This window comes from Rhodovulum sulfidophilum DSM 1374, from assembly GCF_001633165.1.
In the GTDB taxonomy this organism is placed as follows: Bacteria; Pseudomonadota; Alphaproteobacteria; order Rhodobacterales; family Rhodobacteraceae; genus Rhodovulum; species Rhodovulum sulfidophilum.
Genome location: NZ_CP015418.1, coordinates 544,773 through 569,074, shown reverse-complemented (window position 1 = coordinate 569,074; position 24,302 = coordinate 544,773). Strand labels below are relative to the sequence as shown.

The 24,302-nt window shown below is 69.3% G+C and carries 24 protein-coding genes; 17 read left to right on the top strand and 7 right to left on the bottom strand.

Features of this window, described 5'->3' with window-relative positions; translation table 11 throughout:
• Positions 1-167 precede the first annotated feature (167 nt).
• Positions 168-1,808, top strand: a complete 1,641-nt coding sequence (locus A6W98_RS02855) for a DUF4139 domain-containing protein (RefSeq protein ID WP_042457647.1) — start codon at positions 168-170, stop codon at positions 1,806-1,808.
• 51 nt (positions 1,809-1,859) lie between these two features.
• Here A6W98_RS02855 and A6W98_RS02850 read toward each other — a convergent pair whose 3' ends face one another.
• The gene (locus A6W98_RS02850) at positions 1,860-2,510 is read right to left on the bottom strand and encodes a carbonic anhydrase (protein WP_042457645.1); all 651 of its coding nucleotides are present in this window, start codon (positions 2,508-2,510) and stop codon (positions 1,860-1,862) included.
• A gap of 148 nt (positions 2,511-2,658) precedes the next feature.
• Between A6W98_RS02850 and A6W98_RS02845 the strand changes: the two genes are divergently transcribed.
• From A6W98_RS02845 to A6W98_RS02835, 3 genes are all read left to right on the top strand, one after another.
• Positions 2,659-3,039 (top strand): hypothetical protein, encoded by a 381-nt coding sequence (locus tag A6W98_RS02845; RefSeq protein WP_143540293.1) that lies wholly within the window; start codon positions 2,659-2,661, stop codon positions 3,037-3,039.
• A gap of 70 nt (positions 3,040-3,109) precedes the next feature.
• Positions 3,110-4,495, top strand: a complete 1,386-nt coding sequence (locus tag A6W98_RS02840) for a leucyl aminopeptidase family protein (RefSeq protein WP_042457640.1) — start codon at positions 3,110-3,112, stop codon at positions 4,493-4,495.
• Positions 4,492-5,352, top strand: coding sequence for a C40 family peptidase (locus tag A6W98_RS02835; RefSeq protein WP_042457637.1), 861 nt, complete (start codon positions 4,492-4,494; stop codon positions 5,350-5,352). Before A6W98_RS02840 ends, A6W98_RS02835 begins: the two co-directional genes overlap by 4 nt.
• On the opposite strand, the gene A6W98_RS02830 is transcribed toward A6W98_RS02835, so the two are convergent.
• The gene (locus tag A6W98_RS02830; protein WP_042457634.1) at positions 5,349-5,693 is read right to left on the bottom strand and encodes a DUF2794 domain-containing protein; all 345 of its coding nucleotides are present in this window, start codon (positions 5,691-5,693) and stop codon (positions 5,349-5,351) included. The two genes, A6W98_RS02835 and A6W98_RS02830, sit on opposite strands and share 4 nt — an antisense overlap.
• Positions 5,694-6,305: 612 nt before the next feature.
• Between A6W98_RS02830 and A6W98_RS02825 the strand changes: the two genes are divergently transcribed.
• Together A6W98_RS02825 and A6W98_RS02820 are read left to right on the top strand one after the other, a co-directional pair.
• The gene (locus A6W98_RS02825) at positions 6,306-6,752 is read left to right on the top strand and encodes a c-type cytochrome (RefSeq protein ID WP_081251736.1); all 447 of its coding nucleotides are present in this window, start codon (positions 6,306-6,308) and stop codon (positions 6,750-6,752) included.
• Positions 6,753-6,863: 111 nt separating this feature from the next.
• Complete coding sequence (locus A6W98_RS02820; protein ID WP_042457628.1) at positions 6,864-7,592, top strand: NYN domain-containing protein; 729 nt, start codon at positions 6,864-6,866, stop codon at positions 7,590-7,592.
• Positions 7,593-7,947: 355 nt separating this feature from the next.
• Here the strand turns inward: A6W98_RS02820 and A6W98_RS02815 are convergent, their stop codons facing one another.
• The gene (locus A6W98_RS02815; RefSeq protein WP_052677894.1) at positions 7,948-8,187 is read right to left on the bottom strand and encodes a TetR/AcrR family transcriptional regulator; all 240 of its coding nucleotides are present in this window, start codon (positions 8,185-8,187) and stop codon (positions 7,948-7,950) included.
• Positions 8,188-8,320: 133 nt separating this feature from the next.
• On the opposite strand from A6W98_RS02815, the gene mbfA reads away from it, so the two are divergent.
• The 7 genes from mbfA (at position 8,321) to zapE (ending at position 14,403) form a co-directional block, all read left to right on the top strand.
• A complete protein-coding gene (gene mbfA, locus A6W98_RS02810) occupies positions 8,321-9,298 on the top strand; it encodes an iron exporter MbfA (protein WP_042457625.1) in 978 nt (325 codons plus the stop codon).
• Positions 9,299-9,438: 140 nt separating this feature from the next.
• Positions 9,439-10,269: an S-formylglutathione hydrolase gene (gene fghA / locus A6W98_RS02805; RefSeq protein ID WP_042457621.1), complete on the top strand. Its 831-nt coding sequence runs from the start codon at positions 9,439-9,441 to the stop codon at positions 10,267-10,269.
• Between the two features lie 18 nt (positions 10,270-10,287).
• Complete coding sequence (locus A6W98_RS02800) at positions 10,288-10,737, top strand: YaiI/YqxD family protein (protein ID WP_042457618.1); 450 nt, start codon at positions 10,288-10,290, stop codon at positions 10,735-10,737.
• Positions 10,738-10,810: 73 nt separating this feature from the next.
• A complete protein-coding gene (locus tag A6W98_RS02795) occupies positions 10,811-11,452 on the top strand; it encodes an HAD family hydrolase (RefSeq protein ID WP_042457615.1) in 642 nt (213 codons plus the stop codon).
• Positions 11,445-12,359: an ornithine cyclodeaminase family protein gene (locus tag A6W98_RS02790; RefSeq protein ID WP_042464440.1), complete on the top strand. Its 915-nt coding sequence runs from the start codon at positions 11,445-11,447 to the stop codon at positions 12,357-12,359. Before A6W98_RS02795 ends, A6W98_RS02790 begins: the two co-directional genes overlap by 8 nt.
• A complete protein-coding gene (locus A6W98_RS02785) occupies positions 12,356-13,273 on the top strand; it encodes an alpha/beta fold hydrolase (protein WP_042457612.1) in 918 nt (305 codons plus the stop codon). The genes A6W98_RS02790 and A6W98_RS02785 overlap by 4 nt, the downstream gene beginning before the upstream one ends.
• 50 nt (positions 13,274-13,323) lie before the next feature.
• Positions 13,324-14,403, top strand: a complete 1,080-nt coding sequence (gene zapE, locus A6W98_RS02780; protein WP_042457610.1) for a cell division protein ZapE — start codon at positions 13,324-13,326, stop codon at positions 14,401-14,403.
• A 40-nt stretch (positions 14,404-14,443) separates the two neighbouring features.
• On the opposite strand, the gene A6W98_RS02775 is transcribed toward zapE, so the two are convergent.
• From A6W98_RS02775 to A6W98_RS02760, 4 genes are all read right to left on the bottom strand, one after another.
• Positions 14,444-15,718 carry a bifunctional folylpolyglutamate synthase/dihydrofolate synthase gene (locus A6W98_RS02775; protein ID WP_042457608.1) on the bottom strand — a complete coding sequence of 425 codons (1,275 nt, stop codon included), beginning with the start codon at positions 15,716-15,718 and terminating at the stop codon, positions 14,444-14,446.
• The gene (accD, locus tag A6W98_RS02770) at positions 15,715-16,719 is read right to left on the bottom strand and encodes an acetyl-CoA carboxylase, carboxyltransferase subunit beta (RefSeq protein WP_042457605.1); all 1,005 of its coding nucleotides are present in this window, start codon (positions 16,717-16,719) and stop codon (positions 15,715-15,717) included. Before accD ends, A6W98_RS02775 begins: the two co-directional genes overlap by 4 nt.
• A gap of 81 nt (positions 16,720-16,800) precedes the next feature.
• The gene (locus A6W98_RS02765; RefSeq protein WP_042457602.1) at positions 16,801-17,676 is read right to left on the bottom strand and encodes a CPBP family intramembrane glutamic endopeptidase; all 876 of its coding nucleotides are present in this window, start codon (positions 17,674-17,676) and stop codon (positions 16,801-16,803) included.
• A 116-nt stretch (positions 17,677-17,792) separates the two neighbouring features.
• A complete protein-coding gene (locus A6W98_RS02760; RefSeq protein ID WP_042457599.1) occupies positions 17,793-18,677 on the bottom strand; it encodes a CPBP family intramembrane glutamic endopeptidase in 885 nt (294 codons plus the stop codon).
• 111 nt (positions 18,678-18,788) lie between these two features.
• On the opposite strand from A6W98_RS02760, the gene A6W98_RS02755 reads away from it, so the two are divergent.
• The 4 genes from A6W98_RS02755 (at position 18,789) to A6W98_RS02740 (ending at position 24,287) form a co-directional block, all read left to right on the top strand.
• Positions 18,789-19,484, top strand: a complete 696-nt coding sequence (locus A6W98_RS02755; RefSeq protein ID WP_155734700.1) for a hypothetical protein — start codon at positions 18,789-18,791, stop codon at positions 19,482-19,484.
• Positions 19,485-19,613: 129 nt separating this feature from the next.
• Positions 19,614-20,408, top strand: a complete 795-nt coding sequence (locus A6W98_RS02750) for a DUF6478 family protein (RefSeq protein ID WP_042457593.1) — start codon at positions 19,614-19,616, stop codon at positions 20,406-20,408.
• Between the two features lie 808 nt (positions 20,409-21,216).
• Positions 21,217-23,241: an NADPH-dependent 2,4-dienoyl-CoA reductase gene (locus tag A6W98_RS02745; protein ID WP_042457590.1), complete on the top strand. Its 2,025-nt coding sequence runs from the start codon at positions 21,217-21,219 to the stop codon at positions 23,239-23,241.
• A gap of 143 nt (positions 23,242-23,384) precedes the next feature.
• Complete coding sequence (locus A6W98_RS02740) at positions 23,385-24,287, top strand: LysR family transcriptional regulator (RefSeq protein WP_042457587.1); 903 nt, start codon at positions 23,385-23,387, stop codon at positions 24,285-24,287.
• The last annotated feature ends 15 nt before the right edge of the window (positions 24,288-24,302 follow it).

Sequence of the window (24,302 nt, the reverse complement as noted above, 5' to 3'; positions counted from 1 at the left end):
CGTTCGGTGTCACCCGTAACAGGACCGGTTTCTGGCCTTGCGCACCACGCGGCCGGGATTCCGGTCTGCCTTGCCGGCGGCGCTTTGCCGATGCTTGCGTTTCGCTTGCGCCCGCCCCCGCCTGTGCCGCAGTCTTCTCTCGGATCCCCAGCTTTCGGAGCGACACGATGCGAGCCCTTGCCCTTTGCCTGATCCTCGTCCCCCTGCCGGGCTGGGCCGATGACATTCTCGTTTCCAGTCGGGTCGAGGCGGTCACGCTCTTTCCCGACGGCGCGGCGGTGACGCGCAGCGCGGATTTCGAGCTTCCGGCCGGGACCCATCGCCTGATCCTGGCGGATTTGCCCAGAACCACGCCGCTGGCCACGGTCCGGGTCTCGGTCGAGGGGGCGACGCTGGGCAGCGTCTCGTCTCGGCGCGATTTCGTGCTGCCGCGCGGCGCGGAGACATCGCCCGAAGTCGCGGAAGCCGAGGCCGAGGTCGAGCGCCGCCGCACCGCGCTGGACGCCGCCATGGCCGAGATCTCGCGGATCCGGGCCGGGGCGCAGGGCGCCGAGGCGCGCGCGGCCTTCCTCGGACGGCTGGGCCAGGGCGAGGGCGCGGCGGCGATGGGCGTCGAGGATCTGCAGGCGCTGGCGCGGATGATCGGGGCCGAGACCGAGACGGCGCTGACCGATTCGATTGCCGCCCGGGGCCGCGCCGCCGCGGCCGAGCGGGGGCTCGAGCCGCTTCGCGAGGCGCTGGCCGAGGCCCGGCAGGCGCTGGCCGCGCTGGTGCCCGAGGAGGAGGCGCGGGCGATGCTGGCGATCACGGTGACGGCCGCGGATGGCCCGGCGGAGGGGTCGACCGAGGGCAAGGTCACGGTCGGCTACACCGTCAACACGGCGCGCTGGATGCCGGTCTACGATATCCGGCTCGACCGCGCCGAAAGCAGGGTCACCATCGAGCGCGGGGCGCTGGTGTCGCAGGAGACCGGCGAGAGCTGGACAGAGGTCGCGCTGGGCCTGTCGACGGCGCGTCCAGGCGGGCAGACCGGGCCGAGCGAGCTGCGGCCGCTCTTGCGCCGGATCTCGGACCCGGGCGAGGAAGCCGAGGCGTCGATCGTGGCCGGCGAAGTATTGCGCCTGGCAACGGGCAGGGGGGCAATCGCAGCGGCGGCGCCGCCGGTGCGGGCCAGGGCGACCGCCTTCGACGGGCTCGCGGTCCATTACGACTATCCGGTGGCCGTTGATATCGCGACCGGCGCCGACAATCTGCGGCTCGCGCTTGGCGATCTCGAGATGCCCGCCGACCTGCTGGCCGAGGCCGTGCCCGAACGCGACGACAGCGCCTATCTGATGGCCTCCATCGTCAACGGCTCGGACGAGATCGTGCTGCCGAGCGCACAGGCGATGTTCTATCTCGACGGCCGCTTCGTCGGCCAGCAGCCGATCGAGCTGATCCCGGCGGGCGGCAAGGCCCTGCTGCCCTTCGGCCCGATCGACGGGCTTCGGCTGACCCGCACAGTGCAGGACCGGAACGAGGGCGACCGTGGCGTTCTGACGAAATCCAACGAACGCTCCGAGGTGGTGCGGATCGCGGTCGAGAACCTGACCGACGAGACCTGGCCGCTGCGGCTTCTCGACCGGGTGCCTTATTCGGAACAGGAGGATCTGAAGATCTCCTGGCAGGCCGATCCGGCGCCCTCGGAGACCGATCCCGACGGGCGGCGCGGCATTCTGGAATGGCGTTTCGAGCTTGCCCCCGGCGCGACCCGCGAGGTGGCGCTGAGCCACCGCATGGTCTGGCCCGAGGGCAAGGTTCTCGACTAGGCCTTGTGTGTCGCCGGGCGCGCGATTGCGGGGCGCGCCCGGCGGCCGGGATCAGACCGGCAGGAACCGGGCGCTGTCCGGGTCGTAGCATTCCACCACGCCCTCGCCGATATCGTTCCAGAGCCCGTGCAGGGTCAGCGATTCGGACTCGACCGCGGCCTGGACGAAGGGGAAGGTCATCAGGTTCTCGATCGAGACCAGCACCGCCTCCTTTTCCATCGCCCGCAGCCGCTCGGTTTCGTCGGCGATCCCGGCCTGACGCTCGTAGCTGGGGCGCAGAAGGTCCATCCAGCGGCCGATGAAGCTGGTCTTTTCCTCCAGCTGCGGCGCGAGCCCCGCGCACATGTCATGGCAGCCGCGGATCCCGCCGCAATTGGAATGGCCGACCACCAGCAGGTTGGCGACCTTGAGCACCGTCACCGCGTATTCGAGCGCGGCCGAGGTGCCGTGATGGTCGCCGTCGGGCGCATAGGGCGGTACCAGGCCGGCGATGTTGCGGTGAATGAAGAACTCGCCTTCGTCGGCCCCGAAGATCGAGGTGACATGGATGCGCGAGTCGCAACAGGAAATGATCATCGCGCGGGGGCGCTGACCTTCCTCGGCAAGGCGGCGGTACCAGGCCTTGTTCTCGGCATGGGTGGTGGCTTTCCAGCCGTGATAGCGCTGGACAAGATAGCTGGGCAGCGGGCGTGCGTTCTTCATCTCTGCGGCTTCTCCCCGATTTCCTATCCGGCTGCATAAGGCGCAATTTCCGGAAATTCGAGCTATTTCCGGTGCCGCTGGCAACGCTTTCTTGACGCTGCTGCGCGAGGCTGCGGGCCAGAGGTGTGGTGACCGGAGGGTGCGCAAGGTGTCCAACGTCGTAACGATGCGCCAGGACGAGCCCTTGCGGCTGGATTCCGAGCGCCTGGCTGACATGTTCGTCGATTTGGGCGAGGTAAGGGCGTCTCATCTGATCGTCCTGTCGATCGACCGGCTCGAGACGCTGATCGAGGGATTGCATCTGGCGATAGGCCAGATGCCCCCGGGCGATTGCATCGATCTGACCGGGCAGATTCGCGCCCTTGGCGATGCGATGGGGATGATCAGCCTGTCTTCCGCCGCCCGCAACGTGTCGCGCGCGGCGCAATCGGGCGACCCGGTTGCCATCGACGCCACGCTGGCCCGGCTCAAGCGGGTCGCCGTGCGGTCGTTCCGGCTGGCCGAGGAACTTCAGCACCGCTCGGGTTGAACCCGCTTGCGGGGCGCGCGGAAGAGGCTAGGGTCTGGGCACATCCCGATCAGACCCGAAGGACCGCTCCATGTGCCCCCGCTTTGCCGACCCCGCCGCACCGTCGCGCCCGCTTTTCGTCGTCGATGAGACGGCTTTTGAGACCTGGCGATCCGGTCGGCCCGCGGCCGAAGCTGCCTGGCTCGAAGCCACGGGCTTTGCCGCCGGTCTGGGCGAGTTGCAGCTTTTGCCCGGTCCGGACGGTAGCGTCGCGGGGGCGGTCGCGGGCCATGGCACGGCCGCGGCCCGGGCCCGCGGCCGGTTCCACCTGGCCGCGATTGCGGGCCGCCTGCCCGAAGGCGCCTGGCATCTCGAAACGGCGCTGACCGGCGCCGATCTCGAGGCCGAGGCGCTAGGGCTGCTGCTCTCGGGCTATCGCTTCGACCGCTACCGGGCGCAATCCGCAGCCCCCCGCGCCAGCTTCACGGCGCCTTCGGGCGTCGATGCGGCCCGGCTCGAGGCGATGGCGGCGGGCGAGGTGCTGACCTGCGACCTGATCAACACCCCGGCCTCGGATATGGGGCCCGAGGCGCTGGAAGAGGCGGTGGCCGAGCTGGCCGCGCGCCATGGCGGGACGCTCGAGGCGATCCGGGGCGAGGCGCTTCTGGCGCGGAACTTCCCGATGATCCATGCCGTGGGCCGCGCCGCCGCCCAGCCGCCGCGGCTGCTCGATCTGCACTGGGGCACGTCCGGGCCGCGGCTGACGCTGGTCGGCAAGGGGGTCTGCTTCGATACCGGCGGGCTGAACGTCAAGCCCGCCAGCTCGATGGGGCTGATGAAGAAGGATATGGGCGGCGCGGCCACGGTGCTGGGGCTGGCCTCGATGATCATGGCGCTGGACCTGCCGTTGCGGCTGCGGGTGCTGATCCCGGCGGTCGAGAACAGCATCGCGGGCAATGCGATGCGGCCGCAGGACATCCTGACCGCGCGCAACGGGCTGACGGTCGAGATCAACAATACCGATGCCGAGGGGCGGCTGGTGCTGGCCGATGCGCTGGCCTATGCCGCCGAGGAAGAGAGCGACGCCCTGATCTCGATGGCGACGCTGACCGGGGCCGCCCGGGTTGCCGTGGGGCCCGACATCGCGCCCTTCTATACCGATGACGAGGCCGTGGCCGGGGCGCTTGGCCGGGCGGGCGGGCTTCTGGCCGATCCGGTCTGGCGGATGCCCTTCCATGCCCCCTACGAGACGATGATCGAGCCGGGCATCGCCGATCTCGACAATGCGCCGAAAGGCGGCTTTGCCGGGTCGATCACCGCCGCGCTGTTCCTGCGCCGTTTTGTCGGCGCGGCGCGCTACACCCATTTCGACATCTATGGCTGGCAGCCCGCCGATGCCCCGGCCCGTCCCAAGGGGGGTGTCGGACAGGGCGCGCGGGCGATCCTCGGGGCGCTGCCCGGGGTTCTGGAGCTGTGAGCGGTCCGGCTGGCCGCGACCGGCGCGAGACCCCGGCCAATGACCGGGTCGCGGCGGCCCGGCTGAGGGGCGTGGTCGAGGCGCCGCGCTATGCGGAGCCCGAGCGCTGGCGGGTGACCCGGCCGGTGACAGATCTGCTGCGCGCGCCGGAGGGCCCGCGCGAGCGCCAGCTTGTGCTGGGCGAGGCCTTCGAGCTGCTCGAGATGCATGACGGGTTCGCCTTCGGCTGGGCCGCGCGCGACGGTTTCGTCGGCTATGTCGCCGAGGCGGCGCTGGCGGCGGACGGACCCGCGCCCACCCATCGCGTGGCGGTGCCGGCAAGCCACGCCTATTCGGCGCCCGACCTCAAGGCGCCCGAGCTGATGGGCCTGTCCTTCGGCTCCGAACTGCGCGTGGTCTCGGCCGCGGGCGGGTTCTTCGAGACCGCCGAGGGCTGGTTCGTGCCACGGCCGCATCTGCGGCCGCTGAACGTGCCGTTCCGCGATCCGGTGACGGTGGCGCAGCTCTTTTTCGGCGTGCCCTATCTCTGGGGCGGCAATTCGGTCTGGGGCATCGACTGCTCTGGGCTGGTCCAGGCCGCCTGGCGCGCGGCCGGGCTGGACTGCCCGGGCGACAGCGACCAGCAGGAACGGGTATTGGGCGAGGCCCTGCCCGAGGGCATGCCGTTTCAGCGCGGCGATCTGCTGTTCTGGCGCGGACATGTCGCGCTGGCGGTCGATGCCGAGGTGCTGATCCATGCCAACGGGCACACGATGTCGGTGGCCTATGAGCGGATCGCCGATGCCGTGGCCCGGATCGAGGCCCAAGGCGAGGGCCGCCCGACCGCGCATCGCCGCATGCCCGTCGGCGCGGACTAGTCGACCGGCCGGATCAGCTTGCGTTCGAGAACCCGCAGCACGCCGGGCAGGTCATGGCCGCGCTTGAGGATCCGGCCGTCCATGCCGATCACCGAATACATGCCCTGTCGGCTGCGCAGCCGCGGGCGCTTCTCGATGCGGTAAAGCGGGTGTTCGGCGGTGCGCCGGAAGATCGAGAAGATCGCGACGTCGCGCAGGCAGGAAATACCGTAATCGCGCCACTCGCCCGCGGCGACCATCCGTCCGTAAAGGGGGAGGATGACCCCCAGCTCGCTGCGGTGAAAGGCGACCTGTTCGGAAGGGCGTTCGGCCGGGGTTGGCATGGGGGGAATGACGCTCATGTCCCGAAGGTGCCGCCGCGCCGGGCGCAAATCAAGAGCCGCCCGGGTTTTGCCCCGAAAAGACCCGGGCTTCGGCGTCCCGGCATCGCGACGGTGCCCGGAACCCTGTCCATAACGGCGTCACAGCGAAATGCTGGACCCGGTGTCGCGGCGATACAGCCCCCACCCAGCTTGCGGCGCCGAGGAAATGCCTCCCACTCCGGTCGGCCATGTCAAAATTCTTGCAAAGAATTTTGTCCCCTGGCCGGCCGTTTCTTCTCGACTTGCGGTCAGACGCCAGTTTTTGGTCAGACGCTATGGCATCGTCTCCCGGGCCCATCGCAGGCCCCGGATCGCAGGCCCTGGGCAGAAAATTCCTTGCAGGAATTTTCGGTCTCTTCGCCGCCCGGCGGGTTTGACGGGCCCGCCGCTGTCCGGTCCGGATCGCTCAGGGGCAACCTCCTGCCGCCATTCCGGCGACTGCCGAATGGGCCCGGGCTTCCCCCGGCCGGGGGCGGCGGGCGGCTGCATCGTGCCGATTCGGGCCGCACCCTCCGGTTGACCCCACGGCGATGTGACCGACCTTTGTCACAAATCCGGCTTAGGCTGGGCAGGTCAATCAGGAGGACCCGAATGACCACAAGGCGTATGACCCGAGTGACGATCTTCGCGCTGGCCGCCGCGGCGGCCACGCTGGCCCATGCGGCCGATGCCACCGATCCGGCCGTGAAGGCCCGGCAGGAAGCCATGGAGACAATCGGCAAGAACATGAAATCCATCGCCGACATGGCCAAGGGAAAGGCCGACTTCGACGCCCAGGCCGCAGGGGCCGCGGCGGCGGTCATTGCCGAGACCGCCGACAAGGTGCCCGGCCTGTTCGAGACCCGGGCCGACGATCCGGAATCGGAGGCCAAACCCGCGATCTGGGACGATTTCGGCGATTTCACCGAAAAGTCGGAGGCGCTGCAGGCAGCGGCCGGATCGGCCGACATGGCCTCGCTGGACGCGCTGCGCAATTCGGTCGGCGAGATCGGCAGGACCTGCAAATCCTGCCATGACGATTACCGCGTCAAGAACTGACCGCTTGCGCCGGGGCCGGCCCGGCCCCGGCTTTCGTCTCCGAGCCGGTTGAACTATAGGTCGGTCCGGGCGATACAGCGCCCGGATCGCAACCAGGACCCAGAGACAGCCATGCCCGAGACCAAGCCGCCGCTTCTGGCCGTCCTGATCGACGCCGACAATATCCCCGCCCGCCATGCCGAGCCGATCCTCAAGGAGATCACCGGCTTCGGCGAGCCCGCGCTGCGCCGGGTCTATGGCGACTGGTCCTCGGACCGGCTCAAGCCCTGGGCCGACAAGGTCCTGACCCTGGGGCTGGTCGCGCATCAGGAAACCGCCAATACCAAGGGCAAGAACGCCTCCGATATCGGGCTGGTGATCGACGCGATGGACATTCTGCATTCGGGCCGCTTCGACGGGTTCGTGCTGGTCTCGTCCGACAGCGATTTCACCCGCCTGGCCAGCCGGATCCGGGAACACGGGCTGGACGTAATCGGGATCGGCGAGGCCAAGACGCCGGTTTCGTTGCGCAATGTCTGCAACCGCTTCGTGCTGATCGAGAACATCGTCGAGGAGCCCGCGCCTGCCGCCCCCCGCGACAAGGCACAACCGGCTCCGACAGCCGCAGGCAAGCGCCCGCCGCAGGAAGTGTCCGAGCTGATCATCCGCGCCATGGACAAGATCAACCAGGAGGACGACTGGTTCACGCTGGGTCAGATCGGCCAGTTCATCACGGCGGACAATCCCGATTTCGATACCCGGACCTATGGCAAGCGCAAGCTCTCGGATCTGGTGCGCGAACTCAAGCGCTTCGAGACCAGACAGGTCGGCAACCAGCTTCTGGTCCGGCGGCTCGACTGAGCCCGGGCGGCCGGTGCCACAGCGCGCAAGGAACGTCGCCACCGCGCCCTCGATCCCCCGAAGATCTCGACCTTTTTGAAGTCGTTGTCGCGCCGGAGCACCCGGCGGGTGTAAGGATTGACCTTGCAGAGTACGACGACCCGGTCTGCGGCCAATGCCTCGTCCCCGATCGCGAGATTGCGCTGCCGGATCGCTGAGCAACCGCATCGGGGCGGAGCGGTGGCAGGTCTCGCCGAGATCCGGGAAGCGGCCGGAGACGCCTCCGCAGATCCGGAACACCGCCTGGTAGAGCCTAGAGAGCAGCGCCGAGGAAATATGCCGGGCTGCTGTCTTCAGCACGGTTTCCGCCGGGGTGCTAAGGTCGATCTCGTGCCGCGCCGGTCAGGCGGTCGCATTCACGCTGCATCACCTCGGAGAACAGCCGTCGCTTGTCGGGGACGTCGCTGTAAAGCGTGGCTTTCGAGACCCCGGCGCGGCGCAGGATGGGGGCGACCGAGGCAGGCTTGAAGCCGTCGCGCAGAAACGCTTCCCGGGCCCCTTCGAGCCCCTGGTCGAATTTGCGTTTCTTGTGGATCCGGTCGGTTTTGGCGGTCATGGGGACCTGCGGTTTCGGGGTCATGCCAGGCGGGCTGGGTCAGGTCGCACAGGCGGAGGCTGCGGCATTCCTGCTCTTGCGGGGGGAGGGCGGAATGCTATAGATTAGAACTATTATAAACTGGAGCCTCCCGATGATCCCCGGCCTTTCCCAGCGCCGCCGCTTTTCAGACCTGAGCGAACAGGAAGTCCTGGCGCTCGCGATTTCCTCCGAAGAGGACGATGCCCGCATCTATCGCAGCTATGCCGAGCAGCTGCGCGCCGATTATCCCGATTCCGCCCGGGTCTTCGATGCCATGGCCGAGGAGGAGGACGGCCATCGCCGCCGCCTGATCGACACCCACCGCGCCCGGTTCGGCGAGGCGATCCCGCTTTTGCGGCGCGAGCATGTCGCCGGATATTATGCGCGGCGACCGGTCTGGCTGATGCGCAATCTCGGCATCGAGCGCATCCGCGAAGAGGCCGAGAGGATGGAGCGCGAGGCGCATGACTTCTACATGCGCGCGGCCGGGCGGGCGACGGATGCGGCGACGCGCAAGCTGCTGGGCGATCTGGCCGCCGCCGAGGCCGGGCACGAGGCCGCCGCCGACCGGCTGGTCGAGACCCAGCTCGATACCGATGCGGTCGAGCGGGAGCGCCGGACCGCCCATCGCCAGTTCGTGCTGACCTGGGTCCAGCCGGGGCTGGCCGGGCTGATGGACGGCTCGGTCTCGACCCTGGCGCCGATCTTCGCCACCGCCTTCGCGACCCATGATACCGGCACCACGTTCCTTGTCGGGCTGGCGGCCTCGGTCGGGGCCGGGATCTCGATGGGCTTCACCGAGGCCGCCTCGGATGACGGTGCGATCTCGGGGCGGGGCTCGCCGCTGAAACGCGGGATCGCCTCGGGCGTGATGACGGCGCTGGGCGGGCTTGGCCATGCGCTGCCCTATCTGATCCCGCATTTCTGGACCGCGACCGGCATCGCCATGGCGGTGGTGTTCTGCGAACTCTGGGCGATTGCCTGGATCCAGAAGAAATACATGGACACGCCGTTCTTCCGCGCCGCCTTCCAGGTTGTGCTGGGTGGGGCGCTGGTCTTCGCCGCCGGGGTGCTGATCGGCTCGGGCTGAGCGCGCGCGACTTTTCTGCGAAAAGTCGGGGCCCGTGGCACGCGTTTCGCCGGCAGGGCGGCGGCGGTCGGTGCGGGGCGCTTGCCCTGCCTGCCGTGCCGCGCTAGCCCTGTTGGCAGCGAGCGAGGGGAGTATGCCGAATGGAAACGGTTTCCGAGAACAGATGTTACAACGGGGTGCAGGGCGTCTATCGTCATGCGTCCGAGGCCTGCGGCTGCGACATGACCTTCGGGCTGTTCCTGCCGGAAGAGGCCACTCTCGGCCCGGTGCCGGTCCTGTGGTATCTTTCGGGGCTGACCTGCACCCATGAGAACGCGATGACCAAGGCCGGGGCCCAGCAATGGGCGGCCGAGCAGGGCATCGCGCTGGTCTTCCCCGACACCTCGCCCCGCGGCGAGGGCATCGCCGACGATCCGATGTACAATCTCGGCACCGGTGCGGGCTTTTACGTCAACGCGACCGAAGAGCCGTGGTCGAAGAACTACCGGATGTGGGATTATATCGCCGAGGAACTGCCCCGTGTCCTGACCGCGAATTTCGCCATCGACGCCGAACGGCAGTCGATCTGCGGCCATTCGATGGGCGGCCATGGCGCGCTGACGCTGGCGATGGCCTATCCCGAGCGCTATGCCGCCGTATCGGCATTTGCCCCGATCACCCATCCCAGCCAGTCCGACTGGGCCAGGAAGCCGATCCATGCCTATCTGGGCGAGGGCAAGGTCGACTGGACCCGCCACGATGCCTGCCTGTCGCTGCGCGCCAACGGCTATGCCGGGCCGATGCTGATCGACCAGGGCACGGGCGACCAGTTCATCGATGCGCTGATGCCCGAGGCGCTGGCCGCAGCCATGACCGAGACCCGCCATCCCGGCTTTTTCCGGATGCAGAAGGGCTATGATCACAGCTATTTCTTCATCTCGACCTTCATGGAGGACCATGTCGCCTTCCATGCCGAGGCGCTCTATCGCTGAGGGCGCGGAGGGGCGGTCGTGACGGTTTATGTCGATGCCGATGCCTGCCCGGTCAAGGCCGAGGCGCTGCGCGTGGCCGAGCGCCACGGCGCCGAGGTGCTTTATGTCGCCAATGGCGGGCTGCGCCCCGTCGATCATCCGCTGGCGCGCATGGTCTATGTGCCCGAGGGGCCCGACGAGGCCGACAAGTGGATCGCCGAGCGCGCCGGGCCCGGCGATGTGGTGATCACCGCCGATATCCCGCTGGCCGCGAAGGCCGTGGCGGCGGGGGCGCGGGTGCTGAACCATACCGGCGAGGCGTTCACCCAGGCCAATATCGGCCAGAAGCTTGCCACCCGCGACCTGATGGCCGATCTGCGCGCCGCCGATCCGTTCCGGCAGGGCGGTGGCAAGGGCTTCGGCAAGGCCGACCGGTCGCGCTTTCTCGATGCGCTGGAACGCGAGCTGTCAGCGGCGACACGCCGCTGACGGCGCTTCGGGCTTCAACAATCCGCGGTCGGGGGGTAGCCTGCCCGCGCAGGTCCGGCCTTCAGGAGACATCATGCCCATCGACGCCGTCGTTTTCGATATCGGTCGCGTGCTGATCGACTGGCAGCCCGAAGCCTTCTACGACCGCCGCATCGGCCCGGATCGCCGCCGCGCCCTGTTCGCCGAAGTCGATCTTTACGGCATGAACGAGGGCGTCGACCGGGGCGACGATTTCGGGGCTGCGGTCGCGGCGCTGGCGGCGCGCCACCCCGGCTGGGAGGCCGAAATCCGGATGTGGCAGGATGACTGGCTCGAGATGGCGAGCCCGGCCCTCCCGGAGAGCGTCGCGGTTCTGAAGGCGGTGAAGGCGGCGGGGCTGCCGGTCTTCGCGCTGAGCAATTTCGGCAATGGCCCCTTCGAGATCGCGCGCCGCGCCTATCCCTTCTTCGAGCTGTTCGACCGGCTCTATGTCTCGGCCCGGTTGCGGGTGCTGAAACCCGACCCCCGGATCTACGAGATCCTCGAGACCGACAGCGGCATCGCGCCGGAACGGCTGATCTTCACCGATGACAAGGCCGAGAACATCGCCGCGGCCGCCGCCCGCGGTTGGAAGACGCATCTTTTCGAGGGCGGGCGGGGCTGGGCCGCGCGGCTGGTTGCGGAAGGCGTGCTGGATGCCGCCGATCTGGCGGACGGGCCGCTGGCCCATGCCTGAGAGCATCGGTTTCGAAGAGGGCGAGCGCGTCCTGACCTGGCCGGGCCTTTGCGCGGCCCTGGCGCGTGGTCACGCGCTTCCCCGCGCCGAAATCGCCGACAGCTTTCTTTATCGCGGGGCGGATACGCTTCTGAATCGTGCGGCCTGGATCGACGGGCTGGGGCTCGCGGTGAAAACGGCCACGATCTTTCCGGGCAACGGCGCCTCCGGCAGGCCTGCGGTCAATGGCGGGGTCTGTCTGTACTCGGATGCCGACGGCACGCTTGAGGCCATGGTCGATTTCCATCTTGTGACGAAGTGGAAGACCGCGGGCGACAGCCTGCTGGCCGCCACCCGGCTGGCCCGGCCCGACAGCCGCCGGATTCTGGTGCTGGGCGCGGGCAATGTGGCGCGCTCGCTGGTCGAGGCCTATCGGAGCGCCTTTCCCGAGGCGGAATTCACGATCTGGAGCCGGAGCGGGGACAGTGCCCGGCGGCTGGCCGATCCGCTCGGGCTGGCGGTCGCGACCGATCTGGAGGCTGCGGTGAAGGCCGCCGATATCGTGACCTCGGCGACGATGGCGACCGACCCGCTGATCCGGGGTGACTGGCTGCGGCCGGGCCAGCATATCGACCTGATCGGCGCCTTCCGGCCCGACATGCGCGAAGCCGACGACCGGGCGCTGCAGCGGGCGCGGGTCTTTGTCGACAGCCGCGAGACGGTGCTTGCGCATATCGGCGAACTGAAGATCCCGCTGGCCTCGGGGGCGATCGGGCCCGAGGATGTGCTGGGCGATTACTACGATCTGGCCGCGGGCGGGGTCCGGCGCGAGGACAGGGACGAGATCACGCTTTTCAAGAATGGCGGCGGCGCGCATCTCGACCTGATGACGGCGCGCCATATTCTCGACGCCTGGCGCGGCGCATGATCTGGGCGGGGCTTCTGGTGTTGATGCTGCTGGCGGCCTGGCCGCTGGCAGAGGCGCTGCGCCGACCGATGGCGGCGCGCGCGCGGTCGGAGGCCCCGGGAGAGATCGCCGCTCTGCCGCGGGGGCGGACCCATCTGGTATGGGAGGGCCCGGCCGACGGGCCGGTTCTGGTCTTGCTGCACGGGCTGACCATCGGCAGCCATATGCTCGACCGGCTGGCCGGGGGGGTGGCCGACAGGGGCTATCGCGTGCTGCGCTACGATCTTTACGGGCGGGGCTTTTCCGACCGGCCGCGCGGGCCGCAGGACCGGGCGTTTTTCCTGTCCCAGCTCGAGACGCTTCTGGAGGCGCGCGGCGTCGGGGGCGAGCTGACGCTGGTCGGCTATTCGATGGGTGGCGCCATCCTGACCGCCTTTGCCGCGGCGCATCCCGGCCGGGTGCGGCGGCTGGTGCTGCTGGCACCGGCTGGGCTGGGCCAGACCCCGCCCCGGCTGGCCGATCTGGCGGTGCGGCTGCCCGGCGTTGGCGACTGGCTGATGGCGGTGATCGGCGGGGTGGTGCTGCGGCGGATGGCGCGGGCGGCGGACAGGGCCTACGGACTGCCCGGGACCCTGATCGCGGCGCAGGGCGCCGAGACCCGGTATCGCGGCTTCCTGCCCGCGGTGCTGTCGAGCATGCGGCACATGCTGGCCGAGGATCTGTCGGGGGCGCATCGCCGTCTGGCGGAAGCGGGGGTGCCGGTCCTGGCGATCTGGGGCGGGCAGGACGAGGTTATCGCGGCGGGCGCGCGCGCAGGGCTGGCCGCGATCAATCCCGCGGCCCGTCAGCTTTTGTTGCCGCAGGCCGGCCATGGCCTGCCGGTCACCCATGCCGACGCGATCCTGGCCGAAATTCCCGCTGCGCCCGTGCAGTGAGGCGGTGCGTTCCGCTTTTCTTCCGCGCTGCGGCATTCTAGATCCGGGCCATGAGCGAGACATTGAAAGACCTCTACGATGCGCGCGCGGCCGGGGGCGATCTGCGCCCCGACCCGGCCCAGATCGAAGCGCTGGTGCCGCTGGAGCGGATCCGGCAGGCGCTGGAAAACCCGCCGCCGGCACCGCGGGGCGGGTTCTTCCGCAAGGCGCCGCCACCCGAGCCGGTGCGCGGGCTGTATCTCTGGGGCGGCGTCGGGCGCGGCAAGTCGATGCTGATGGACCTGTTCTTCGAGGCGGTCGCGATCGAGGGCAAGCGGCGCGTTCATTTCCATGCCTTCATGCAGGAGGTGCATCGCGGGCTGCATGCGGCCCGGGCCAAGGGGGCCGACGATGCGCTGAAGCCCGTCGCGGCCGGCATTGCCGAGGGGCTCAAGCTGCTCTGCTTCGACGAGATGCAGATCGTCGACATCACCGATGCGATGATCGTGGGCCGGCTGTTCGAGTTTTTGTTCGCCGCGGGGGTGACGGTGGTGACCACCTCGAACCGGGTGCCCGACGAGCTTTACAAGGACGGGTTGCAGCGCGAGCGCTTCGTGCCCTTCATCAAGATGCTGGAGGAGCGGCTGGAGGTGATGGAACTTGGCTCCGCCACCGATTACCGGCAGAACCGGCTGACCGGGGAGGGGGTTTATTTCAGCCCGTCCGACCGTGCCGCGCGCGCCCGGATGGCGGCGATCTGGGAGGATTTCACCCATGGCGCGGGCCGGCCGCTGGTCTTGCGGGTGCAGGGGCGGCAGGTGGAGCTGCCGCTGTTTCATAACGGGGTGGCGCGGGCGACCTTCTGGGATCTATGCGCCAGGCCGCTGGGGCCTGCCGATTATCTGGCGGTGGCGCAGGCGGTGCGGGTGCTGATCCTCGAGGATATCCCGCGGCTGTCCTCGGAGAATTACAACGAGGCCCGGCGCTTTGTGACCCTGATCGACGCGCTTTACGAGGGCAGGGTCAGGCTGATCGCCTCGGCTGCGGCCGCACCGGAGATGCTGTATCTGGAGGGCGAGGGGAGTTTCGAGTTCGAGCGCACGGCCAGCCGCCTGCGCGAGATGCAGGCCGCCGACTGGGCGAAAGGCTGAGCGGCGGGGACGAATTTTCGTCGAAAATTCGACGCCCGGGTCAGCCGTTTTCGCGCAATACGCGGCCGGCGAGATAAAGCGAGCCGCAGATCAGTATCCGGGCGCCGGGCGTTCTGGCCGCGATCCGGGAGACCGCTTCCTGCACGTCCCCGGCGGTTTCCGCGTCGAGCCCCGCGCCGCGTGCCGCGCTGCAGGTCTCGGCAGCCGGAAGGGTGGCGGCCTCTCCGGGGATCGACACGGCCGTCAGGCTTTCGGCGACGGCGGCCAGCGGACGCATGAAGCCGGTCACATCCTTGGTGTTGAGCATCCCGCAAACCAGATGCAGCGGGCGCGTGGGCAGGCGCCTCACGGCTTCGGCCAGCGCGATGCCGGCGGCCGGATTGTGTCCGCCGTCGAGCCAGAGTTCGGCCGGGCCCGCGGTCTCGACCAGCGGTCCGTGGCGCAGCCGCTGCAGACGGGCGGGCCACTCGGCACGGGTCACCGCGGCCTCGCAGGCGGTCTCGTCCTGGCCGAGCGCGCGCAGGGCGGCCAGCGCGGCGCCGGCATTCACGACCTGATGCGCCCCGATCAGCCGCGGCATCGGCAGGTCCAGCAGGCCGCGTTCGTCCTGGAAGACCAGCCGTCCGCGCTCTTCCCAGACATGCCAGTGCTGGCCATGCGCGATCAGGGGCGCGCCCAGCCGGGCAGCGCGGGCCCCGATCGCCTCCATCGCCGCCTCTTCCTGGGGGCCCACCACGCAGGGCACGCCGCGCTTGAGGATCCCGGCCTTCTCGGCCGCGATCTCGGCCAGGGTCTCGCCCAGATATTGCTGATGGTCGACCGAGACCGGCGCGATCACCGTCAGCCGCGGGGCCTCGATCACGTTGGTCGCGTCGAGCCGACCGCCAAGCCCGACTTCCAGCAGGCAATAGTCCGCCGCCTCGCGCGAAAATGCCAGCAGCGCGGCGCAGGTGGTGATCTCGAAATAGGTGATCGGGGCGCCGGCATTGGCGCGCTCGCATTCCTCGAGCACCGCGGCCAGTGCGGCTTCGGCGATCGGCCCGTCGGCCATCCGGACCCGTTCATGGAACCGGGCCAGATGCGGCGAGGTATAGGCCTGCACCCGCGCGCCCGCGGCTTCGAGCCCGGCGCGGATCATCGTCAGCGTCGAGCCCTTGCCGTTGGTGCCGGCGACATGGATGACCGGGGCCAGCCGCGTCTCGGGATGGTCGAGCGCCGCCAGCAGGCGCCAGACCCTGTCCAGCACCAGATCGATCACCTTGGGATGCAGCGCCATCATCCGTTCGAGGAGGATGTCGCTGGAGGCCGCGCTCACGGCTTTGCGCCTCCGGCCGGAGGGACGGCATCGGGCGGCGCGGGGGATCTGTTCGGCAGATCGGGCTGGGTCTCGGCGCCATTGTCGCCATCGTCCCGCGCGGGCCCGTGCGAGAAGCTGGCAGGCGGCGGCAGATCGGCGATCACCGCGGGCGGCAGCCCCATCAGCATGCGGATGATGGTGATCAGCTCCTCGCGGAGCTTGCCGCGCGGCGTCACCCGGTCGAGCATGCCATGGTCGAGCAGATACTCGGCCCGCTGGAAGCCCTCGGGCAGTTTCTCGCGGATCGTCTGTTCGATCACCCGCGGCCCGGCAAAGCAGATCAGCGCCCCCGGCTCGGCGATATGCACATCGCCCAGCATCGCGTAGGAGGCGGTGACGCCACCGGTCGTCGGATGGGTCAGCACCACGATATAGGGCAGCCCGGCCTCTTTCAGCATCTGCACGGCGACGGTCGTGCGCGGCATCTGCATCAGGCTGAGAATGCCCTCCTGCATCCGCGCGCCGCCCGCGGCCGAGAACAGGATGAAGGGCCGCCCCAGCGCCACCGCGCGCTCGGCGCCCGCGATAATGGCATTGCCGACATACATGCCCATCGAGCCGGCCATGAAGCTGAAATCCTGCGCCGCGGCGACGACCGGGGTGCGGCCGATCTCGCCCTCGGCGACCAGCATCGCCTCTTTCTCGCCGGTCATCCGCTGGGCGCTGCGCATGCGGTCGGGATAGCGCTTCTGGTCGCGGAACTGCAGCGGGTCGGCAACCGGCACCGGCACCTCGACCTCGGAGAACACGCCGCCATCGAACAGGGTGGTGAAGCGGTCTCTCGGCAGGATCGCCATGTGATGGCCGCAGGAGGTGCAGACATTCAGATTGTCCGACAATTCCCGGTGGAACAGCATCGTCCCGCAGGCATCGCATTTCGACCACAGGTTCTCGGGCATCTCGCGACGCGAGAACAGCGAGTTGATCTTGGGCCGGACGTAGTTGTTGATCCAGTTCATCGGGGGCCTCTCGCACGGATGGGCCGTCAGATAAGCCGCGCGGGCCGGAAATGCAATCGCGGCCCGCGCCCGCCGCCCCGGTCAGATCAGCGCGCGCAGCAGCCGCCAGAGCAGCAGGATCGCGATCAGGTCGAGCGCCATGGCCCAGGGCGCGGTCGCGGTATCGGTGACGTCGAACGGGGTGACGAACAGCGCGAGCCCCGTGATCGTGCCCTTGACCGAGGTGAACAGCAGCGAGCTGACATTGTTGACGAAATGCCAGCCCATCGCGGTGCCGAGACTGCCCGAGCGCTCGGTCAGGTCGGCGGCGGCCAGCGCGAAGGCGAGGATGCCGACCAGACCGATCGCGTTGTTCATCCCCGCCGCCGGGTTGTAATGCAGCGCGGTGAAGATCAGCGCGGGCAGGCCCATCCAGACCGCGCGCCAGGCGAAACGGGCGGCCAGCTGCTGCTGCAGGTAGCCGCGGAACAGCAGTTCCTCCGATCCGGTCTGGATCAGGATCAGCAGAAGCGCCAGCGGCAGCATCCGCGCCCAGGTGCCCGGGTCGAGATTGGCCTCGAGCGGCATCGTGACAAAGGCCAGCCCGAACAGCAGCGCATAGGCCGGGATCAGCACCTTCAGCGCGCCGAAGAAGCCCCGCGCCCAGTCGCGCGCCGGTCCGAACAGCGAGCCCGGCTCGCGGTAATGCAGCGCGGGCGTCGCGATCAGGACGCCGAGACCCATGCCGAGGAAACTGGTCAGCACGAACAGCGTCTGGCCCGGGGTCGCGGGCGCGGCAAGACCCATGATCCAGCCGAAATAGGCCATCGGCCCGAGCGCCGGATAGGCCGCGACCAGCATGGTCGAGAACACGCCGACATAGACCAGCAGGACCACCAGCAGGCCGACGACCAGGCGCCAGGTTTCGGGATAAAGCCGGGCCGGCTCGATATAGGCCTCGAACAGGGGGGACCGCATCGCTCTCTCTCTTGTGTTTATTTCTTTTCGGTAATTTCTTTGTCGCGACGGTGGGCGGTGCGGCGGCAATCCCCGCTCCGGGGCTCAGGCTAGTGCCTTGCGGCGCCGGCTTCAACTCAGACCCGCAGCGCCACCCGCGCCGCCAGCCAGGACAGGCCCAGCACGGCCAGATCGACCGCGATCAGCGGCCCCAGCGCCGGGTCGTCGGCGCCGAAGCCGTAGGTGTAAAGCGCAAGCCCCGAGACCGGGCCGGGCAGGGCGACGATCAGCACGGCCATGGCGTTGTTGACGAAGTGAAGCGCCACTGCCGCGCCCAGCGTCCCGGTGCGCGCGGTCAGATCAGAGGCGGCGACCGAGAAGGCCGCAGCCCAGAGCGCGGCGGGCAGGGCATTGTCGCCGGCGGCGCCGGGGCTGTAATGGGCCAGCGCGAACAACAGTGCGGGCATCCCGATCCAGAGCAGCGGGCTGCGGAACCGGGCGGCAAGCTGCTGCTGGAGATAGCCGCGAAACAGCATCTCCTCGGCGAAGGTCTGGATCGCCAGCGCGGGCAGCGCCAGTGGCAGCAGGGCCAGCCAGGCGCCGAGCGGGCGATGGGCGATCTTTTCGGGGCCTGCGGGCAGGACGATCCAGAGCACCAGGTAAAGCAGCGCCACCGCGCGCAGCACCCGGACGAACTGGCCGAGCGCCGCGCCGGGCGGGCCGGTCAGCGACCGGAGGCTGCGGCCCTGCATCAGCTGCGCCGCGACCGCGGTGCCGCAGATCAGGCACAGGAACGAGGCCAGCAGCCAGAGCGTGTCCGAGGCGGTGGCGGTGGTGACGAAGACCCCGCGGAACGCCGCCTCGGCGATGCCCGGCCCGCGCAGGGCCGAGATCAGCCCGTAGACGGTGTAGGTCAGCCCGATCTGCACCGCTGCGATGACCGCAAGCCCGGCGGCGAGGCGCCACAGGGCAGGCTGGCCGCGCGCGGCCGAGACAAGCGTTTCATGCGGGTCGTAACGCATCGGGCGGCCCTTTCCGCCGAGACCCTAGACCGGCCGGAGGCTGTCCTTCAATGGCTTGTCTCGCCTTCTGCCCGCCTCTATTGCGGGCCCGAACAAGCCGCCGAGGACATGATGCCAGAGCAGACCCCCGACATATTCCGCAAGATCCTTCCCCTGCGCCGGGCCGTCGCGCGGGCCTTGCCGTGCTGGCTTTTCGCGGCGGTGTTGCTGGCCTTGCCGGGCTGTGTGACCGAGGGCGGCGGCGTGCATCGCACCATCGTGGCCGATGGGCGCGTGGCGATTGTCGCGCCTTACGGCTTCTGTGTCGATGAAGGTGCCAGCCGGGACGACGGGGATGGCGCTTTCGTGCTGTTGGCAAGCTGCGCCGCGCTGGCCCGGGGGGCGGAGGCCGCGGTGCCGGCTGAGGACGCGATTCTGACGGTTTCCGTCGCGCCGAGCCCCGGTCCGGGCGGCAGCCCCAAGGACCGCGCCCTGGTGCTGCAACGCTATTTCGCGTCCGAACTCGGCCGTGCCGCGCTGGCCCGAAGCGGCGATCCTGCCGATGTCGAGGTGCTCGAGACCGATACGCGCGGCGCGCTGTTCCTGGTGCATTCGGTCGACCGGGGGCCGGGCCTCGCCAAGGGGTTGCGCCCCGATACCTGGCGCGCGGTTTTCGAAGCCAATGGGCGGATCGTGACCGCTGCGGCGACCGGCTTCACGTCTCGGCCGATCGGCGATCAGGCCGCGCGCGCGCTGTTGCAGGATCTGGCCGGGCGCAGCCGTGCCGCGACCGAAAGCCTGCCCGATCCGACGATGGCACAGCCCTAGTCCTCCTGATCGGCTGCGCCCGGTGCCCGTCCCGATTACGGGCGTCGCGCATGGTTTCGGCGCTGCGTTAACCTTGCGGAATGAGGCCCGGGCCTAGGCTGTCGGTGTCACGAACAGCGAAGTGGACCGATGCCGATATTGCTCAAGCGCGATTCCCTTGCCGACCGTTCTCTTGCCGACCGTCTGCTGTTCCGGCCAGCCCTGGCCGCCTGGGGGCGGGCCGGGGGCGCCGCCGAACGGCTCGATATCCCCGATCTCACAGCCTTGCCCGGCCGCGCCTGGCGGTTGCGGCACCGGCGCGACCGGGCGATCCACGGCGCCGATGCGCGGCGCGCGGCCTTCCATGCGGCGGCCGAGACGGCGCGACTGCCGCTCGGGTCCGACTGGGGGTTCCGGCCCGCGCCCTTCGCCGAGCGCGTCACGCCCTGTGCGGCGACCGATATCGGCACCGCGTTTCGGCTCGGGCCGCAGGTGACGTTGCTCCACGATGCCGCCCGGGCCGGGATCGCGTTTCGCCAGGTCGCCAACAGCCATGGCGGGGAGGGCGCACCCTTCGGCCTGGCGCTGGAGGTATCCGGTTTCGACGGCGGCTTTCTTTCGGTCGTGTTCGAACTGCCGTCGCGTGCGGTCGAGGGGCTTGGGCGGCATCATCTGATCCGGCTGGATGCCGCGCTTGAAACCGAGGCGCCGGTCGATGTCTTCGCCCGGATCAGCATCCGCCATGGACCGAATCTCGCCCAGCTGGTGCGCGCGGTGCCGCCCGACGAAGCCCGGATCGCGCTGGATTTCGATCTTGCCGCCAGCGACCTGCACGGCCATCGCGCCGACAGGATGTGGCTGGATCTGCTCTTCGACGGGCCTGGCATGAACCGTATCCTGTTGTCCGATATCGTGCTGAGCCGCCGACCGCGGGCCGAGGCGTGAAACCGCCCTAAGAACGGTTGCAGGCCGGGTTGCGGGGGTCTGTCGCCCGGGGGACCGCCGCCTTGGCCTGAGCCGCCGCATCGCGGCCCGGTTCTGCCGGGCGCCGCTGTCGGGCCGGACCCGGATCGTCGCGAACGGTGCCGTTTGCCGGTGTCGTTTATCGGTGCCGGTCCCGCCCGGAGAGCGGCGCGGATAGGGGTCGTAGCATTCTAGGTGGCTATTGGCCCTGGTCCCGGACCTGCACAGGGCGCGATCTCTGCAGGGTGAGGGATAGGAGCCCGCATCCCGACCGGATGCGGGCGGGGATCGGGCCGCTCGGAGGGATCTTCCGTGATCGACGCCGCGCCGGGGTGCAGCGGCCCGGGTTCCTCCCGCTCGAATGGCCGAAGCCTGCCTGAAGCGCCGGACCGTCGAGAGGCCCGGCCCCCCCGCGCCGGGCTGTCGCGTTGCCATGACGCGGCCTTGCGGGACCCTTCTCCGCGGGCGCGTGGGCTTTTCGCTTCGGCAACACACCGCCTTTCAGCGCGCCGGAGATATCGGCGCGCCGGTTCCGTTTCGCGTGGGAAGGCGCGCGGCGCTGGAGGGCAGACCGCCGCTCGCCTGCCGGGATCGACAGGGCTAGAATGATGCGGGTGCGGCCCGGGCAGCGGTCCGCCCGCGCCCGGCCGACCTTACGTCGCGTCCCCGGTGACAGCGGTCCTGCGGCGCGACAGGCTGGGTTCTGGCGGTGGCACGGGACAGCTTCGCGACAGGCCCGCAGAAGGCCCGGAAAGATGGCCCGCGACAGGCTTTGGGGAGGACCGAGGACATGACCGACTATCCGCATCTTCTTGCGCCGCTTGAACTCGGCTTCACGCGCCTGCCGAACCGGGTGCTGATGGGGTCCATGCATACCGGGCTCGAAGAGCGCGGCGACTGGGACCGGGTGGCCGAATTCTACGGGCTGCGGGCGCGGGGCGGCGTCGGGCTGATCGTGACCGGCGGCATGGCGCCGAACCCCGAGGGCGGCGTGTTTCCGGGCGCGGCCGGGCTTTATTCGCCCGAGGACATCGCCAATCACCGCCGGGTCACGGACCGCGTCCATGCCGAGGGCGGGCGGATCGCGATGCAGATCCTGCATGCCGGGCGCTATGCCTACAGCCCCGATTGCGTCGCGCCGAGCGCGCTCAAATCGCCGATCTCGCCCTTTCCGCCGAAGGCTCTCGATGCGGGGGGCATCGAGAAGCAGATCGCCGATATCGCCACCGCCGCCGCCCGCGCCCGCGAGGCCGGCTATGACGGGGTCGAGGTGATGGGCTCGGAAGGCTATTTCCTGAACCAGTTCCTTGTGCGCCATACCAACCGCCGCGAGGACGACTGGGGCGGCAGCTACGAGAACCGGATGCGGCTGCCGCTGGAGGTCGTGGCCCGGGTGCGGGCCGCGGTCGGGGCCGATTTCATCCTGATCTACCGGCTGTCGATGATCGATCTGGTGCCCGATGGGTCCAGTTTCGACGAGGTGATCGAGCTGGCGCAGCGGGTCGAGGCGGCGGGGGCCACGATCATCAATACCGGCATCGGCTGGCACGAGGCGCGGGTGCCGACCATCGCGACCTCGGTGCCGCGGGCGGGCTTTGCCTGGGTCACGCAAAAGCTGATGGGCAAGGTCGGCATCCCGGTCGTGACCTCGAACCGGATCAACACCCCCGAGACCGCCGAGCGGCTCCTGGCCGGGAGCGCGGCCGACATGGTCTCGATGGCGCGCCCGTTCCTGGCCGACCCCGATTTCGTGGCCAAGGCGCGCTCGGGCCGGGCGCGCGAGATCGCGCCCTGCATCGCCTGCAACCAGGCCTGCCTCGACCATACCTTCAGCGGCAAGGTCTCGACCTGCCTCGTCAACCCGCGCGCCTGTTTCGAGACCGAGCTGCGCTACGAGAAGGCCGAAACGCCGCACCGGATCGCGGTGGTGGGGGCGGGGCCCGCGGGCCTGTCGGCGGCGCTGATCGCGGCCGGGCGCGGTCATGCGGTGACGCTGTTCGACAGGGCCGGGGCGCTGGGCGGGCAGCTCAACATGGCGCGGCGGATCCCCGGCAAGGAGGAATTCGACGGTCTGGTCGACTGGTTCGCGACCATGGTCGAGAAGGAGAGCATCACGCTGAAGCTGGGCGCTGCGCCCGGGCCCGAAGATCTGCGGGGGTTCGACGCGGTGGTGCTGGCGACGGGCGTACTGCCGCGCGATCCGGGCATCGAGGGGCAGGATCTGCCGCATGTCCGGTCCTATGTCGATCTGCTGGCGGGCGGGGCCCCGGCCGGGCCAAGGGTCGCGGTGGTCGGCGCGGGCGGCATCGGCTTCGATGTCGCCGAATACCTGGTGACGGGCGACAGCCCGACCTGCGATCCCGCGCTCTGGCGCGCGGAATGGGGGGTGGCCGATCCGGCGGCGCATCGCGGCGGCCTCGCGCCCGAAGGCCCGCGCCCCGAGCCGCCGCGGCGCGCGGTGACGCTGTTGCAGCGCAAGGCCGAGAAGCCCGGGCGGCGGCTGGGCAAGACCACCGGCTGGATCCATCGCGCCGCACTGGCGATGAAGGGGGTGACGATGCTGTCGGGCGTGAATTACGAGCGGATCACCCCCGAGGGCATCGAGATCAGCTTCGGTCCCGAACGGCGCGAACCGCGGCTGGTGGCAGCCGATACCGTGGTGCTTTGCGCCGGGCAGGAACCCGAGCGCGGCCTCGCGGCGGAACTGGAGGCGGCGGGCATCGCGCATCACGTGATCGGAGGCGCGGATGTGGCGGCCGAGCTTGACGCCAAGCGGGCCATAGACCAGGGCGCGCGGCTGGCTGTCACGCTTTGAACCGGGCCTGGGCGCCTGTTTCCATTGGGATGACGATTCGGCCTGTTACCAAAGTATTGTCTGGGGCCTTCCCAAATCCCGCCCCATTCCGGCGGCATCTTGCGAAACGGTGGTGAGAGGGGCACGCGAGCAAGGAAGAAAGCATGGACAGACTGACCGAGATGGAGGCCTTTGCCAACGTCGTGGATCAAGGCGGCTTTACCGATGCCGCCAGGAAGATGGGCATTTCGAAATCGGCCGTCTCCAAGCATGTCTCGTCGCTCGAGGCGCGGCTGGGCGCGCGGCTTCTGAACCGCACCACCCGGCGCGTCAGCCCGACCGAGATCGGTCTGGCCTATTACGACCGCGCGCGGCGGGTTCTGAACGATGCGGGCGAGGCCGATGCGCTTGTCTCGGCGATGCAGTCGGCGCCCTCGGGCCTGTTGCGCATTTCGGTCGCGACCGATTTCGGGGTCAATCACCTGTCGCCGCTATTGGGCGCGTTCCTGCAGAAATATCCCGACATCACCGTCAACATGGTGCTCAACAACCGCTTCGTCGAACTGATCTCGGAGGGGTTCGACCTGGCGATCCGGGTGGGCGAGCTGGAAGACAGCACGCTGCGCGCCCGCAAGCTGGCCGACACCACCCGGCGGATGATCGGCTCGCCCGAGTATTTCCGGAAATTCGGGCGGCCGCAGAAGATCGATGACCTGAACGGGCACAAGCTCTTGCATTATTCCAACCAGGCCAGCGGCAATGTCTGGAAGATCACCGCGCCCTCGGGCGAAAAGCGGCAGGTGCGCACGGCGGGCTGGCTGACGGTGAATGACGGCCAGTCGCTGCTGAACGCCGCCGTCGCCGGGCTTGGCATCGCCTATCTGCCGAGCTTCCTGTTCCGCGAGGCGCTTGAAAAGGGGCTGGTCGAGGAGGCGATCCCGGGTCTGCCGATGGAACGGCTGGGCATCTATGCGGTCTATCCGCCGGGGCGGTTCACCCAGCCCAAGGTGCGCGCCTTCATCGACTTCCTGCTGACGCATTTCGAGGGTGACGGCATCATGATCTGAGCCGGGCCGCCATGC

Excerpts from the sequence above, each read along its gene's own strand:
- A6W98_RS02855 (WP_042457647.1), top strand. The coding sequence starts at position 168 with ATGCGAGCCCTTGCCCTTTGCCTGATCCTCGTCCCCCTGCCGGGCTGG.
- A6W98_RS02850 (WP_042457645.1), bottom strand. The coding sequence starts at position 2,510 with ATGAAGAACGCACGCCCGCTGCCCAGCTATCTTGTCCAGCGCTATCAC.
- A6W98_RS02840 (WP_042457640.1), top strand. The coding sequence starts at position 3,110 with ATGTGCCCCCGCTTTGCCGACCCCGCCGCACCGTCGCGCCCGCTTTTC.
- A6W98_RS02830 (WP_042457634.1), bottom strand. The coding sequence starts at position 5,693 with ATGAGCGTCATTCCCCCCATGCCAACCCCGGCCGAACGCCCTTCCGAA.
- A6W98_RS02825 (WP_081251736.1), top strand. The coding sequence starts at position 6,306 with ATGACCACAAGGCGTATGACCCGAGTGACGATCTTCGCGCTGGCCGCC.
- A6W98_RS02820 (WP_042457628.1), top strand. The coding sequence starts at position 6,864 with ATGCCCGAGACCAAGCCGCCGCTTCTGGCCGTCCTGATCGACGCCGAC.
- A6W98_RS02815 (WP_052677894.1), bottom strand. The coding sequence starts at position 8,187 with ATGACCGCCAAAACCGACCGGATCCACAAGAAACGCAAATTCGACCAG.
- mbfA (WP_042457625.1), top strand. The coding sequence starts at position 8,321 with ATGATCCCCGGCCTTTCCCAGCGCCGCCGCTTTTCAGACCTGAGCGAA.
- fghA (WP_042457621.1), top strand. The coding sequence starts at position 9,439 with ATGGAAACGGTTTCCGAGAACAGATGTTACAACGGGGTGCAGGGCGTC.
- A6W98_RS02795 (WP_042457615.1), top strand. The coding sequence starts at position 10,811 with ATGCCCATCGACGCCGTCGTTTTCGATATCGGTCGCGTGCTGATCGAC.
- A6W98_RS02790 (WP_042464440.1), top strand. The coding sequence starts at position 11,445 with ATGCCTGAGAGCATCGGTTTCGAAGAGGGCGAGCGCGTCCTGACCTGG.
- A6W98_RS02785 (WP_042457612.1), top strand. The coding sequence starts at position 12,356 with ATGATCTGGGCGGGGCTTCTGGTGTTGATGCTGCTGGCGGCCTGGCCG.
- zapE (WP_042457610.1), top strand. The coding sequence starts at position 13,324 with ATGAGCGAGACATTGAAAGACCTCTACGATGCGCGCGCGGCCGGGGGC.
- accD (WP_042457605.1), bottom strand. The coding sequence starts at position 16,719 with ATGAACTGGATCAACAACTACGTCCGGCCCAAGATCAACTCGCTGTTC.
- A6W98_RS02765 (WP_042457602.1), bottom strand. The coding sequence starts at position 17,676 with ATGCGGTCCCCCCTGTTCGAGGCCTATATCGAGCCGGCCCGGCTTTAT.
- A6W98_RS02760 (WP_042457599.1), bottom strand. The coding sequence starts at position 18,677 with ATGCGTTACGACCCGCATGAAACGCTTGTCTCGGCCGCGCGCGGCCAG.
- A6W98_RS02755 (WP_155734700.1), top strand. The coding sequence starts at position 18,789 with ATGCCAGAGCAGACCCCCGACATATTCCGCAAGATCCTTCCCCTGCGC.
- A6W98_RS02750 (WP_042457593.1), top strand. The coding sequence starts at position 19,614 with ATGCCGATATTGCTCAAGCGCGATTCCCTTGCCGACCGTTCTCTTGCC.
- A6W98_RS02745 (WP_042457590.1), top strand. The coding sequence starts at position 21,217 with ATGACCGACTATCCGCATCTTCTTGCGCCGCTTGAACTCGGCTTCACG.
- A6W98_RS02740 (WP_042457587.1), top strand. The coding sequence starts at position 23,385 with ATGGACAGACTGACCGAGATGGAGGCCTTTGCCAACGTCGTGGATCAA.